Consider the following 14,469-nt stretch of genomic DNA (forward strand, 5'->3'; position numbering starts at 1 on the left):
TGAATGTTATCGTTCTAATTTGCCGCGTGTGTCCCGCATCATCGTGACTCTATTGGTGGTGCCGAGAGCTTTTCGGCTTGCAACGTCGCACGGCTGGTGCTGAGGAATGGGCCGCTGCGCAATTGATTGAGTACCGCCTGAAGCCGCGCCAGTAGGTCATCATAGGTAATGACGTCGATGATACCCTTGGAATCGCGACGCAGTACTTCAAAGTCACGCCTTTGCACCTTGGATAACGTGTTACAACGCCCCATAATTACAATGCCTAGTGGGTTGGTTATCTGGATTTTGAAGCCCAAAGGCAGTTTATTACTGAACTGTTCGGTCAAGTGGTTCTCGCCTTTCAGCCCCCAACGGTTTAAATGCCTCAGGTAATGAGTGACCTGACCTATCGCGCCAACCAAATCGCGCATCGGCAGGTGATGGTCGCGGTAGCGCGCTGGTAGCATGATGGGCTTGCCCATCGGCTTCTTAATCTCGATGACGTCTACGTTGCCAGATGCATCTACCAAGAGGATGTCGATGCGGCGCCAAGTGGAGGCGTCAGCGTCCCAGAGCCTGACCTCGGTGAATGCCTTGATGTATCTGGGATTCAGAAGCTGGATAATTTCCACAATTTCTAACTGCCACTGTGCTTCCGACGTCCCAGCCTCATTGTCGAGCATAGCCCGCAGCCGGTCCAGCGCGAAGGTGTACTTTGCGACGTCAAACTGACGAAAGGCATCTTCCAAGTTCGGCACGGACGACACAGTGCGTTTGTCGACGTACGCATTTAACAACGCTTCAGCATCAACGGTCGGCTCGGTGTACTGACGAACCACAGTGCTGACTCGGGCCTGGACGTAGCGGCGTAGTTCGTGCGGTGTCGGGAATTGGTTCACCAGTCTTTCATATTCCTCCATCGGGATAGCATCTGGATCTGGGCCGCCAATCACGATGCGCTCAAGGCCGAGGCTCTCGATGACGCCGAGAATAGACACCTTGCGCTCTGCACTAAACCATTTCCAGTCAGGTCGCGTATCTCGATGCAGCAGGACCGGCGTATCAAAATTTAGAATCTCCGGCTTGAACCGGAAGTACTCGCCTTCTGCCGTCGCAATGGTAAACACCAATCGATCGTCTTTTACCCATACGAAGTCATCGTCATCGCGCGCGTCGTTGGCGGCTCCTTCTACAGCATCGTCAACGAGATCTCGCGAGGTGAGGTGAAACGTGCCCTTCACCAGCAACTCTTCGCCGCGAGCAAACCTTTCGTGAACCCAACTAGTGTCGTCGTGTGGACGGTAAACGAGGCAGAACTCGTCATGGAATACTTCAAATTCAACAGTAGGCTTGGTCATGGATGATCTAAGAAAGGTAGTTTTAACTGCAACAAAAATAAATGATACGAAGAGTGTCAAAAAAATGACATTGTGATAATGCGTGAGAATATGGAGTGCAAAGTCGGTAGATCATTGATCGTAGTCAAATATTTATCAAAAAAAACCGATGAAATCACACCGTCCAAAAAGGGGGAGTTATGCGCTTCATTCCACTTATGTATTGCACTCTAGTATTGATGAGTGGTTGTGCAAATCTGAATACTGTTCATCGTTCTTTAAATCTGGGTAACGATTCAAAAGCGAAGGCCGTAGCTATCGATGGCTACCAGCAACCCATTTTTTCACAGTTACGTAACAAGGACGATCCTGGTGTGGAATATCCGGATTACTTTATCGTCTGCCCGAACCCTCCAGTGGAAGCGATTTCGGCGAGCAACTTGTCTGCTGCATTAACGAATGGTTTCAAGGCAGGCCAGTCGGCTGCTGGCGCAGGCGCGACCAATGATACCCAAGCGGCATTAGTTAGCGCGGTAGCCGCTGCCTCAATTGGTCTCAGGACCAATTCGACAACATTATTATCGTATAACGCGACTGCCAACTGCCTAGCCTACATGGGGGGGGCGACAAAAGACAAAAAATTTATGGAGTTAGCTCGGCGCAATCAGCACATCACCCTTGCGATTCTGGCTATTGAACAGCTCACCGGTGTGGCGCAAGCCGGCCAAGCATCAATTACTACGGGAGGCAGCAGTGCAACGGGAGCCGAAAACCTCGCGCCGCTACAAACTGCCTTGGATAATATGCAGAAAGAGTCCAATTCTGCAAAGATTGCACAAGCTGACGCTGCAGCAGATAGGGAAAAGGCACTTAAAGACTTGGACGAGAAGATCAAAACGAGAAAATCTGCCGAGGTGAAACAGGTTGAACTGATTAAGGCAAAAGCTGAACAGGAAAAAATCGACGCTGCGGCAACTGACGTCAAAGAAGCCAAGAAGGCAGAAGACCTATCGCGAGACTCACTTTCCGCGGCAACGCGCAATCTTGCCGCAGCAGGCTTGGAAGTGAAACGTACAGATGAACAGGTGCGCAACGCTCAAACGACGATCGAGTTAGCACAGCGAGCCGTTCGTGCTCAGGCTTCATCGTCTTCCCAAGTTGGAGTTGGCTTAGGACCACGCGCGTCTGCAACTGAAGCAGTCGCAAATGCTGTCGTGGACATCATAAAAATTTCTACTGCAGCGATCGGGGAAGGTGAGACTTGCGCCGCAATTCTCGAAGATTTCAGAGATAACAACAACCCCGCACAAGTTACCAAGTGGCAAACTGACGCCGGCCAAGCAATCTTGGCGGCATGCGCAATTGAGCGAGCAGAGGCGGCAAAGGCGCGGTCGTCAATTGCATCTGAATTAGATCCAAAGCCCGCGCCAACGATCAAAAAGCCAGAGGGAAACGCTGTTGTAGTTGCTGCTCAAGATCCTAAGCCACCTAAGGCCGATGCCAAAGTCAAACCACCGAAGGCAGCCACCGCAGCCGAAAGTACCGCCACTGCCAACGTTTTCGAATCGATTCGAAAGGTGACTGAACGAATGCGCTCGGAATAAGGGGCGAGGTAGGGACGGCGGTTACCCGCCGTCCGCGCACATATCGGGTTCATAGCGGAGCTCGATGTGCGGCAGTTCTGGCGGCAACGGCTGGCACCCGGTGCGCTTGCGACGCGGCTTGGCCGGCGACTCGCCTTCGAGCTCAGCCTCGATGGCGGCCAGGTCCATGTCGACGGTTATAAATTTGTGGACACAACCAATCTGTGCCCCAAATTCAATCATGGCATCGTGCGATGTCCAAGGGTAGACGGTGGTGGGGCGCTTGCGATTACCCACATTTTTCTTGTTAACTTTTGCTTATTCTGTTTACTTTTCCGTATGAGGATTTTGATTACGTTCAAATGACGAAGCGAGGTTCCCCTTGTGCTCCCAATTCGTCTACCATGTCTGTTTCCGTGCCGGTATCCGCAGTCTTTCGGCCCCATATACGTTTGGAGAGCACATGCTTATCGTTCCAAGGTCTAACAGTTTCTCCGATAGCTTGATTGTGGGCCTAGCCGATCGTGAAGCCACGCTTTGGGTATGCGGCACGATCAATGATCCCGCCAAGATAACGGCGCTGGTAGCGATGCTGCGTTTGCCTTGGAAGCAAGTCTATGTTGAGGATGCCAATCCCAGGCTGGCTGAAGAGCTTGCAAACCAAGACAGCGACGCACTGGTCAGGCGCCGCGGTTTTATTCATGTGATTGATTCAGATCCATCTCGATTCAGCCTGCCGGCGCGCGCGCTCCCGGTTTTCCTGTTAGCCGGACGAAACGGCGAGGGATCTGGGTTCCAGCGCCAATTGCGCCAGCTGACCATGTTGGACGAGCTGCGCCGGTCAAACGTGCGCCAGCTCGTCGTTGTCGGCGATGCGGACAAGCCGTTTCCCACGAGCCTTGACGATATCTGGGACACCGGCTTCCGTACCCGCCTTACCGTCGTCGATGCAAGTGAAGACGCATCACGAAGGCTTGCGGCCTGGCTTGACACGCATGGCCAGGGCCCCACTGCCTCGGTCATCTCCCTTGACGCGCAAGACTTTGCCGAACGCTTGGTTGTTGCGTTCAATGCCAATTATGAGGAAGTGCATGCTGTTGTCCGGCAGCGTGACGAGGCGGGAGTCATCCATCAAGTCGATTTGACTGGTATTGACGACCCCGAACGGCCGATTTTGGAGAGTTACGATCTTATTCTCGATCATGATTGCACCTCGCTCACCCCTGAGGAACTTCCCGAGGATGCCTTCAATGCTTTTTTTAGGGGCGAATTCAACGACTGGAGGGCGTTCGCGGCCGGGCTGCCGTGGATCCGAGACAAAAGCGCATGGCGCGCCTTGCGCGCTCAATTGGGCCGGCTCGACTCTGCCGGCGCCCAGGAGAACCGGATCACCTACCTTGCATCGGAACCCGGAGCAGGTGGAACGACGTTCACTCGGCAACTTGCCTACATGGCAGCCAAGGCAGGTTACCCGACATTGATTGCAAAGGGGGCGCCGTTCACGCCTGATGCTCTTCCTCTGGTTAATTTCCTTACCAGGGCGCGGCAACGGAATGACGAGAACAGGTCAGCGGAAGCAACCGGGAGCGAGCCGGACGGACGTTCCTACGAGACGCCCTGGTTGCTAGTTTTTGACCGCATTCACTGGGAGTCGCGCGATAACGAACTACGCCGATTCTTGCAGCAGATTGGAAAAGCAGGGCGTGCCGTGTGCATCTTGGTGGTGACCGGTCCGCTGCGCCCGTTGGCGTATCGGGACGAATCACGTTTCAAGTGCTTAACGGAGCTGACGCATTTGCTCAAGGAAGATGAGACCATGGGGTTGGGGCACCATTTGAATCATTTCTTGCGCCATTACGGGAAAGAGCGTCCAGAGTGGCAGTGGACTTCCTTTCAGGCCAACCATTCGGTGCGGCACTTGGAGGGATTGGCTGCTTTTTGGGTCACCTTGGCGTTCTGGCTTCAGGCGCAGTACGACCTGAGCGAATCGCTCCAAGAATGGATATATAAAGCTTTTCAAAAAGAGGCGGATACGCCTGAGGTTAAGAAAGCCATTATACAAATCGCAGCTCTCAGTTCTGAGCGCCTTCCAATGCCGGAATCGCTGATTAGTCAAGGGGCGAGCCCGTGGCCTGTCCCACTGCTGCTCGACGACAAACGTGGCGATTTGTCGCCGCTCGGCCTTGTGCGTCTCTCCAATGGCGGGCGCAAGTATTGGGCGATGGCGCATGACATCCTTGGACGACTCCTCATCAACGCCTTGTTCTTCGACCACAGCGCGCGAAGTGCGTTGGGCTTTGCCAGCGCGCGCGATGCTCAGCACATGCGTTTTCTCATTCTGTGCGAAATATCGTGTCAGGCTGTGCTCGGCGAGGTGGACGAACGTGATTACGGAGAAGAGTTCGCGACTAACGTGTTTAAGATCGATCCAAGACAAGGTCGGGTGAGCTGGAATCACATCTGGCGCGAAATGCTCGATGCGCTTGATAGTATGCCCGCGCCGTTGCGCAACGGCAGCCGCGTTTTCCGTCACCACACAGCAATCTCGCGGCGGCGAATTTCGCATCAGGACGAAGTGGCGTATGGGGTTTCTGATGCGGACCGAGTGGTGCTGCTTGAGCGGGCGGCTGACGATATTACCTACGCGCTGCATTCGATCGAAACCGTGCCTGGTGAAGAGTCTGACGCCAATCTTTACAATTCACTCGCCAATACCTATTTTGATTTGGCTCGGGTCCGCACCAATCAGGGTGCATCGGACGATGAATTAGCCAAATTGAGGAAAATGGCTTCGGATGCCACGCGCCACGCCTTTGAACAGAACCCGTCTAATCCTTACGTTATCGAGACGCATGTTAAAAATCTCATCGCAACTGCCGAGGCAGCGGAAAGCATTGCACCGGGGTTGTGTATCGAGGCGCTTGAGATCATCTATGCTGCCATCGGAAATGACCAGAAAGAATTGCGCCGCGACGCGCTCGCATCGTTGGCCGATCGCGCGGTAGCCATCTTGATGGCATCAAACGTCGGCAATCTGCAGCGAGGCGAACCTAGCACGCCGACCGAAGTACTGGTCAGTGCCTGGGCCGACCTGGCATCTCCATTTAAAGGAAGGGCGCCCGAGGCACTCGAAGAGATTCCGCCCGCGGTGTTGGCCCGTGTTCTAAATATTCTGGACCACCCGGCCGGCGCTGGCAACGCCCAGGTCGCTCAGCTTCGGTACCAGGTTTTGGTCGCCGCTACTCCGCTCCAATTCGAACCCCAGCTTCAGGCGCTGGATCTGCTTGTCAACATCGATTACAGACTCTCGCCGCAATTGCAGCTTGAATATGCATTGTTATTGTTCCAGCAGATGAGGGCGGAAGAGGGAAATCGCCAGTTTAGGAAACTGCGCGGATTATGGCGCGAAATCGACGTGTTCGTTCAAGTTCCTCGCCGCCTACGCTGGCTCCTGCAAACGAGCAGCGACCAACCCCGTGTGGTACAGGCGGTCTCTGCTTACGATCATGGTCACCGGGCCGCGGCGCGGGTGCGGGAGTTCGGCGACTTCGATGTGCTGTATCGGACCGAGGAATTTGGTGTGCGTGAGCACCGTCCCAATGCCGTATTTTCTGCACTTGTATCGTTTGGACATAACGGTCCGTTTCTCCGTCCGACGAACGCGTCGAGGTAAGAAAATGGCCGAAAACTCGATTGATATCGTTGCGCTTTATGGCCAGTCGCACGGTTGGAAACTGAAACCGAGAACCGTACTGGTGGAGGGGACGTCAGACGTGTCCCTCTTTGAGCTCGCCGCAGGGCTTTACCTGAAAGAAACTGGGAAAAATATTCTCGGGGATATGGCAATCGTCGCAGCCGGAGAGCGGGACAGAGGCGGCGTTAAAGGTGTGGTGCGCGAACTTGTTACCCTCCGAAATTTGGCAGCTGGCCATTTATCTCCAGCTGGACTCCGGGTGTACCGCATCATTGGACTGTTTGACAGTGATGCGGCTGGAAATAAAGCAGTTAGCGGTGCCCGCGACTGGGATACCACAATCAGTGAATATCGCGACGTGTTCCGACTGCGCCCCGTCATGCCCAAGACGGGCAGTCTCGACCCGACGGCGTTGCAGCGCGCTACTGATACCCAAAATTTACCATTTAAAGGTTTAATCTGTGAACTTGAGGACCTGGTCAGCCCACTCTTCATGGCTCAATTTTTGAATGCGCACCAGACAGCGCAAACAGGCGTGACCACTATAGCGGGGCGGGTCCATCGGGAACTTACACGCGACGGAAAGAGCCATCTAGTCCGTTATTGCGCACAGCACGCGATACTGGAGAGTCTGGGCGCGCTCATTGAGGTCGCCCATGCTTTGCGCCACTATTTGAATCTGCCTTCGCTTCAATGAACCCAGGTAAGGCGTCCACATCGTCGAGGCCATGTCCTCTGGCATAGGGAGGATGCTCAGAATTCTTTCTGCGGAATTCTAAGCAGTTTCCGCCAAACCGCATGTCTATTCTCGATTGGAAATTGGCCGTACGGCAGTGATGGACATCACCTATAATCGGACTCATGAAGTCGGGTTATATCTGGCAGTGGTACTCGACTTGTTTTCACGCTAGGTTGTTGGGTATTCATAGCGGCAATACCAACGATTGATCAACAGATTTCAAAACGCGCCACTCGTCGAACTGCCGGCTTGGCGACTTGGTATATGAATCTGTAGTGTGTTTTGAATGCTGTGGTCGGTGCTTGGTTAAAATTACGTCAGGCTGCGCGACATCGTGGCAGCGGGGATCAACACCAACCTCATATTGAACATTTGCTCACGCAACTGCAGTAATTCCTCGCGCAAGTTGTAGACCTCGCTCAAAAGTGCGACTTCGCGCTCCAGGGCACCGTCCAGCATACGAATAAGGTTCGCTTTTTGTTCCTGTAGCGATGACACGGGATCAGATTCGGCCCGGGCCTCTGCTTGCATGAGAGCTGCCGCATCAATAGCGGCGATGAGATCAGTGTAAGCGACACGGCTCTTCTTTATGCTGCCTCGGCCGCTGCCAGCCTCTAAGGAAACCGCATCACTGTTGATCTTGGCGCCCCGATCAATGAGGCGCTGCAGTGCTTGGAAGTATTTTTCAACTTGTAGTTTTGCGCTCATAATGTAGCCTCCAATTTGGCCTTGCTCCGCTTCAGTCGATCTCTAGCTAGCAGCATGCGCTCAAGATGCTCAGTCTCCAACCTCTGAGCCACAGAACCCTTATCATCGCGGTTTAGCAGTGCGACGACGCTCTCCTGTGTCCGGATCACTAAGTCTAGGCGCTTGCTGCGTACCACGAGGTTTGCGCAGTTGGATTCTACGCATTCGAAGTTAATAGGGGTGAGAGGCATTGTCTTGCACTCTTGGGTGCTTACACACCCGCCGAGCAGAGTATCTCTATAGGCAATCGTACCACTTTTGATTAGCGCCAAAGTCTGTTGGCGGCTGCGCGCTGAAACGATTTGCTTCATGTGTTGTGCGCCGAGACCCAACAGTTCGTCCCCCTCATCGAATGCAAGCTGAAGTGCCCCTGTCAGCCCGAAGTAGCTACTTTCAGTTTTTGCAGCATTCCACTCCTGACTGAAGTGATCTTTTTCAAATACCAGATTGACCGCACGTGACCACCCATCACCGTAGTAGGCTCGCATCTCATCCGTAATATGCTGCAATTGTGCCTTTAACGCAGGTAGGGTGACCATTCCGCTCCGATGTGCATAAACACTTAGGCTGCGGCGCAACTGGTGCATCGCCAATGGCCAGCGTTTGCCAACTTCAATATGATTTCGGTCCCATCCTCGTTCTAACTCCAGCCGATTTAGTTCGTCGATGTCTTCAGCCGTGATCTCGGGGCAGACCGTCTTAATTAGATACTTCTGGCCAGATAAGAATGGAGATGGGGACATCATCCGATATGGATTCTTGGTGGAGGGAAACAATAGAGCTTCCTGTCCTTTTTGAAGTATCCCTCCGTGCAAGGTTAATATGGTTTGTCCAATGCGCGCAGCAAGTTTTATGGCACGATGTCCTTGGTCGATTGTGACCCATTCCGTCGGCTTTTTCATACCGCGTTCAAGCTTATGGGTATAGCCCTTGATCAAATAGTGAGTTTGTCCTCGGTTCTGGAAGGTATCGAATACCCCGGTTAGCGGAAGGATTTTTACTTCCCCAATACGCATGCCAGAGAATGCAGCTACGGTGTGCATTAGATGTGTCTGAAAGGTAGTTATTTTTCCAAGAATGAAGCCGTATAAGCTTTTGGAGCACTCTGCTTTCCACCCTAGAGGGCGTAGACGGTCGGCAGCCTCAGCAAGTGCTATGCCGCGTATACCTGCGATTTGTCGAGGACTGGCCATTGGTAGTTCCCTTTTGATCTTAACATTTATGTTAATGCTTTTGCTCAGGGCATCTAATAGCACATCAAGGTCGCGCTCGATCGTGCTCAGCCCATCTAGCAAACCAGCTAAAATCAAGCAGTAAATTCTAGAGGGTATTAAGGGGGTTTGTTTTCTTTCTGGAAGCCTTGATTGAGTGGATCTGATCTTTATTGTTATTTTTTCGCGCTGCATCTCGATATCGCTTACGAGAAGTTTTTTGCGATGGCGCCAGAGCGTCTGAACTAGTCCATTAATCGCATTCAGTTCACCTTCATTCATCTCGTCGCAGATTGTACCCATCTCTTCGACATCATTAAGTAAAGAGAATAAATTGATTCTCTTATGATATGCAATGGTGCAGCAATATTTCCCGACTGCGTTATACATATATAGTGTTCTGAAGGATTTTATGTCTCCGCGGTCTGCAACAATCCATACTAGGGCCTTGTGTTGTTCGTAGAGTTGTCCAATCAGGGCGTGATCGTTCGCTCCATCCGGTGCGCGCCAAAAATGGAGTGTTTGGGCACTTACGCCGTCCCTAGACTGTGCACTGTAGTCCCACGAAGTATCCTCGTAGAGCGACAAGATTTCACCATTGGGGTTTCGAGCAACAACGGTTTTTGGATCAAAGTACGGCCTGGGAGTGATCTCCTGCCAGTTATTTCTTGAGCCGCTGGTTTCGGGTAATGACATTTCTGCAACGGTAGATTTGCTAAATTGCTTTTCCATATTTTGGCGTTGAGTGTTTTTATGTTTAGCTTTGTGCCACAGTGGTGATTAGGCCCAGTAAGCCGAGTTGCTGGACCTTGACGGTCCAGTAGGGGGTCAGGTTGCCTGTTTCGATGTCGGCCTCAATCTGCACGAATGTATCTGGACCCAGAATCTGTCGGAGTTCGTTGAGCAAAAACTCGATACGTCCTATAACTGAACCGTACACACGATCCGCCTGTGCGGATTCACCCTGAAGATGCCCGAGCCTCAGAAGTACTGCGCGACAGGAGAGCAGTTTGCGGAGATCCTCCATATCGGCATGAACGCGGAAATGCTCGCAGAAAAAGCAGCCCTCCATTTGCCTGCAGTCAGGATTGACGGCAGGGGCAGTGTCCGATGGCTCTGGGTTGCCGTGCGATGCACATTCACCGGCAGGTGTGGACACCAGCGCATTTGACCTATTTTGAGCTCGGTAAACTATGGTTTTATGCAGCGATGACATAAACCGCCCGATGTCATTTGCCTGAACCCCTTCCTGCGCTGCGCAATATGCCTTGACTGCCGTTGCGATGGTATGACCCATCCCATCAGCTGCCACTTTCAGTCCGTAGTGACGCACTAGGTGTTGTTGTTTGTGCGTCCGTAGTTGCCTTAGCGTTACAGCGGGTAATTTCGCGCCAGCGGTCGCGATCTTTTTGCGAAGTAGGGCGAGAAAGTAAGCCGAGATCGGTTGTATCGCTATGGCTTTCATGAGCTCGACCCTTGATCTGCGGTTACCAATGTAGTCTACAGCCCACGCGTATTCACATTTAAAGAAGAAGGGAACAATATCGTTACATCCGAGCAGTTCGATAACTTGATCGCGGATCTTTGCGTAACGCCGTAGCCGTGTGAATGTCACTGCGGTCATGGTAACCGGTACAGTTTTCCCCCCTGCCCGCAACTTGATGACTTTCTGCGTCAGGTTAACCCGATCAGGCTCGGTTAATTGCTTCAATAAATCCTTGGGTTCTTCAAATGCTTGTATCTGAGCTAGGTTCGCACCTGAGTCAGCAATGACTAGTCCAACATAAGACAATGCGGCCAGCTCCAATAGTCGTACGCGGCAGAAACCTTTAGGCAGGCTCTTCACATTGCTAGCGTCGGTAGTCGAGAGAGATAGTTGCCAGGTTCCATCGGTGTGTAGGGCACTGCCCGCTTCCAGAATTCGACAAGATGAGTCGAAGATTGCCGTTAACGTGGACATAAATTGTGCGACATCCTCGCTTTTTGGCGCTTGAGTTATTTTTGGGATGCCTCTGCTAGTTTTATTGGTTTCCTCGCCATATGCGCGATCATGGATGACGTTCATGACCTGTAGTACGGCTGCTTCCATATTGGCGGCTGAATTACGATGAAGAGCGTTGGATTGAATCCGCCACGTTAGATAACGATGGTAGAGTTCGAGCGCAGGCAATACCAAAGTTGGGTCCGCGAGTATCGGCTCGAATAAGCCACCGTGTTCTTTGTTGTCAATCCATGCTAAGAACTGAGCGAAGGTCGAGAGCAAGACGTAGACAGTATTAGGGCTTAACGCAGATAGTCGGAAATGATCCGAGAGGCGTTGGATTGCTTGTGGAACCGCAGCTGCTCTTGCGGCAGACAGGGAGGCAGGATTAAAATAATGGATAGCGCTGGCGATACTACGCTCAAGATATAGCCACGTAAATATTGGCACCTTTTTCCCGTTATCCAAGCGAAGGACGGTTCTTCCAGGTCCCCATACGGAAGGGACCATTTTGAAAGGGAATTCCAGCGTAGGGAGCCTCATTAAGTCCTGCGGGGTGACGCGAATCATTTCAGTCATATGCGTCCAAGTCATTAGGATGATCCTCATGCTGAGGGTCTGGTTCGATCAACTTGAGCAGATGTGATGCCCAGCCTTGCATGGCAGAGTCGAGATGATGCCTGTGACTTCGATATTCCAGGTATTTTTCAGTTGTGGCCGTGCTTTTATGCCACATCATTTTTCGAAGTTGATCTATCGCCCAGTAGTACTTCTTGCTATCCGAGTTCTCGGTTCCCATCACATGGTCAATCCAGTTCATCCCGAAGGTTGCACGTGTGTCATGAAACTTGTAACGGAAGTTGGGGAGGGTTTTACGCACTTCAGGGATCACATGGTTTGTGATGAACCCGCGAAGACTCTGTCCTTGGGCCGAGGTGCGCCTCAAGTGTCCGTTCTTTTCGCGTACTGTATTGCGGTCGTCTTTTCCCTCGTAGTACGGGTTGCCTTGCCTGGTGAGGAAAAGATAGTTAAGAGGGCTATCAACCAAGCGTGACTTGGCTCGACGCTTCATAGCGCGTTCTGACAATCCATAAACGTAAAGCATTTCATATAGCGCTTTAGGAATGTTTAGATAGACGTTGCTCTTATCAAGCTTGGTGTCGATTCCGGTCCCGGGACCGCAACGAACTTTGTATGGCCATGAGGAAATTGCAGAGGGTGCTGATAGGAAGTCTTTCAGACGAAGGGTCATGACAGTCATCTCTCGTGCTCCTGTCAACAGGCCCAGATAGTGCATGAGGGAGAACTCGGTGTTGTTAAGCGTTCGCAGGGCGCCGACCAGCACCTTCTGTTCCTCCACCGTCATTGGCCTGAGTTTGCCGCCGTCATTGATGGTATCGCTCAACGCATCCGCTTCCGACGGAATGCGTATTCGAAGATCCGTCGTTGCGATATCCTTGACTCGACTGAACCCTACGGCGTCCTGATATCGTATCGTGATCTTTTTGTCTACCCATGGTTGATTGGCTGGCTTGAATCTCAATCTTTGGTCGGACTGCGCGAAGCGGTACAGTCCAATAACCGTAGCCATACGTCTGTTAGCCGTCGACGGCTTAATCTGTCCGGAACTTACTAGTTCCTTTAGATGGGTCATGTATACGTAGGTCGGTCGTAGGAGCTTCTCAATCGAGGAAAAGTCGCTCCACTCAAAACCGTAGTCATCGAGGAAAACCTTGTAGTCCCTCAATGCCTGCGCAATCGGGAGCAGGGAGCTCAATTTATTAGGGTTGGATTTCGCTTTGTCCATTAGCCAGAGAACGGCCGGATCCCATGGGCTCCCATCAGCGTTTAGTACGATTGGAAATTTGGCAAACAAATTTCGGTGGGAAGCGGCGTCAAATTCAGCTTTACGCCAATACTTGACTTTTAAACCATTTATCTGATGATCAACCGGTAAAAATCCGTCGCCAGAGACTTCACTAACGGCGGTCAATCGCAGGATCGGTAGTACGTAAACGTTCGTTTTCGTATGTGACATGGGTCCATATTAGCGTAACAGGCGAATCGTGCAAATAGATAGTAAACAGGCTAATAGGCCAGCATGACGCTGGCCGCGTTGTGCAGCAGCGCCTGTTTCACCACTTCGCGTGGATACACGCTGGTGTGGGTGAGGGTGCCGCGAAACATTTCCTGTGTCGTGATCAGGCGGTTCTTGACGTCCAAAAACAACACGTGAAACGCTTCATGCGCCAGGTTGCCCAGGGTCAGGCGCAAATAGTCTTTGACGGCGTGCGGCGAATTGAGGGCTTGTCCCGCCTGCAAGTCCTCGATGATGGCGCGCCGCGCCAGTTCCAGCACCGCTTGCAGCTGCGCGAACTTGGCGCTGCCCATGCCGTGCACGGCGGAAAAACTCACGAGGCTGGCGCCGAACAGGCCCCGCAGGGAGCCGAAGTGCTCGACCGTGTCGCGCGCCAGCTCGACGGCGCTCTTGCCGCGCACGCCCGTGCGCAGGAAGACGGCCAGCAATTCCGCGTCCGACAGCGATTGCGCGCCATCCTCGATCAGGCGTTCGCGCGGCCGTTCGCCGGCCGGCCAGTCCTTGATGCCCATGCTGTTCTCCTGTTTGGTACCGGCGCGCGCCCCAGTGTGGCCTTCTTTGACGAAGCCATGGGGCAGGCGCGGCCAGTGTGGCTTACAATATCGTTTTGCACCAGTTACCTGAAAACTACTATGTCCAACGAGCAACCAGCAGTCGTCACCGAAGCGGCTTACCTCACCCTGCATTATCGTCTTGCTACTGTTGACGGTACTGATATTGTCACTACCTTCAGCGGAAATCCTGCTACTTTGATGCTGGGACAGGGCCAGCTGGCGCCATTCCTTGAGCAGCGTCTGCTGGGCTTGCCTGAAGGCACGCACCAGACGTTCGAGCTGGCGGCCGGCGAAGGCTTTGGCGAGCGCAATCCCGAGCTGGTGCAGTCCGTTTCGCGCGCGACCCTGGACGAAAACTCCGTGCCGGGCGCCGACTACAAGATCGGCGACCTGGTCGACTTCGCCGCGCCGGGCGGCGGCCGTTTTGCCGGCGTGCTGCGCGAAATGCGCGAGGACTCCGCCCTGTTCGATTTCAACCATCCGCTGGCCGGCCAGCCGTTGCGTTTTGAAGTCAAGCTCATTTCGGTTCTGTAAGGAATAGCG

At 52.9% G+C, this 14,469-nt stretch carries 10 protein-coding genes and 1 pseudogene; 4 read left to right on the top strand and 7 right to left on the bottom strand.

Going from position 1 to position 14,469, the window contains the following annotated elements; translation table 11 throughout:
• Positions 1 to 38 precede the first annotated feature (38 nt).
• Entirely contained in the window at positions 39 to 1,340 is a 1,302-nt protein-coding gene (locus JAB8_RS08895) for a Shedu immune nuclease family protein (RefSeq protein ID WP_070289234.1), read from the bottom strand.
• A 179-nt stretch (positions 1,341 to 1,519) separates the two neighbouring features.
• Between JAB8_RS08895 and JAB8_RS08900 the strand changes: the two genes are divergently transcribed.
• Positions 1,520 to 2,923, top strand: coding sequence for a hypothetical protein (locus JAB8_RS08900; RefSeq protein WP_139142979.1), 1,404 nt, complete (start codon positions 1,520 to 1,522; stop codon positions 2,921 to 2,923).
• A 21-nt stretch (positions 2,924 to 2,944) separates the two neighbouring features.
• Here JAB8_RS08900 and JAB8_RS08905 read toward each other — a convergent pair whose 3' ends face one another.
• Positions 2,945 to 3,199 carry a hypothetical protein gene (locus tag JAB8_RS08905; protein WP_139142980.1) on the bottom strand — a complete coding sequence of 85 codons (255 nt, stop codon included), beginning with the start codon at positions 3,197 to 3,199 and terminating at the stop codon, positions 2,945 to 2,947.
• A 166-nt stretch (positions 3,200 to 3,365) separates the two neighbouring features.
• Between JAB8_RS08905 and JAB8_RS08910 the strand changes: the two genes are divergently transcribed.
• Positions 3,366 to 6,575, top strand: coding sequence for a hypothetical protein (locus JAB8_RS08910; RefSeq protein ID WP_070289237.1), 3,210 nt, complete (start codon positions 3,366 to 3,368; stop codon positions 6,573 to 6,575).
• A gap of 4 nt (positions 6,576 to 6,579) precedes the next feature.
• A complete protein-coding gene (locus JAB8_RS08915; protein ID WP_083287626.1) occupies positions 6,580 to 7,293 on the top strand; it encodes a hypothetical protein in 714 nt (237 codons plus the stop codon).
• 354 nt (positions 7,294 to 7,647) lie between these two features.
• Here JAB8_RS08915 and JAB8_RS08920 read toward each other — a convergent pair whose 3' ends face one another.
• From JAB8_RS08920 to radC, 5 genes and pseudogenes are all read right to left on the bottom strand, one after another.
• Positions 7,648 to 8,043, bottom strand: coding sequence for a hypothetical protein (locus JAB8_RS08920; protein WP_070289238.1), 396 nt, complete (start codon positions 8,041 to 8,043; stop codon positions 7,648 to 7,650).
• Positions 8,040 to 10,025 (bottom strand): hypothetical protein, encoded by a 1,986-nt coding sequence (locus JAB8_RS28950; protein ID WP_139142981.1) that lies wholly within the window; start codon positions 10,023 to 10,025, stop codon positions 8,040 to 8,042. Before JAB8_RS28950 ends, JAB8_RS08920 begins: the two co-directional genes overlap by 4 nt.
• Positions 10,026 to 10,050: 25 nt before the next feature.
• Positions 10,051 to 11,853 carry a hypothetical protein gene (locus tag JAB8_RS28955; RefSeq protein ID WP_139142982.1) on the bottom strand — a complete coding sequence of 601 codons (1,803 nt, stop codon included), beginning with the start codon at positions 11,851 to 11,853 and terminating at the stop codon, positions 10,051 to 10,053.
• Positions 11,846 to 13,312: an integrase gene (locus JAB8_RS08935; RefSeq protein ID WP_070289241.1), complete on the bottom strand. Its 1,467-nt coding sequence runs from the start codon at positions 13,310 to 13,312 to the stop codon at positions 11,846 to 11,848. The genes JAB8_RS28955 and JAB8_RS08935 overlap by 8 nt, the downstream gene beginning before the upstream one ends.
• 53 nt (positions 13,313 to 13,365) lie before the next feature.
• Positions 13,366 to 13,884: pseudogene (gene radC / locus JAB8_RS08940) on the bottom strand (DNA repair protein RadC); the annotation flags it as partial.
• 120 nt (positions 13,885 to 14,004) lie between these two features.
• Between radC and JAB8_RS08945 the strand changes: the two are divergent.
• Positions 14,005 to 14,460 carry an FKBP-type peptidyl-prolyl cis-trans isomerase gene (locus JAB8_RS08945; RefSeq protein WP_070224501.1) on the top strand — a complete coding sequence of 152 codons (456 nt, stop codon included), beginning with the start codon at positions 14,005 to 14,007 and terminating at the stop codon, positions 14,458 to 14,460.
• Positions 14,461 to 14,469: the final 9 nt, after the last annotated feature.

The sequence above is a fragment of the Janthinobacterium sp. HH106 genome, from assembly GCF_001758725.1.
In the GTDB taxonomy this organism is placed as follows: domain Bacteria; phylum Pseudomonadota; class Gammaproteobacteria; order Burkholderiales; family Burkholderiaceae_D; genus Janthinobacterium.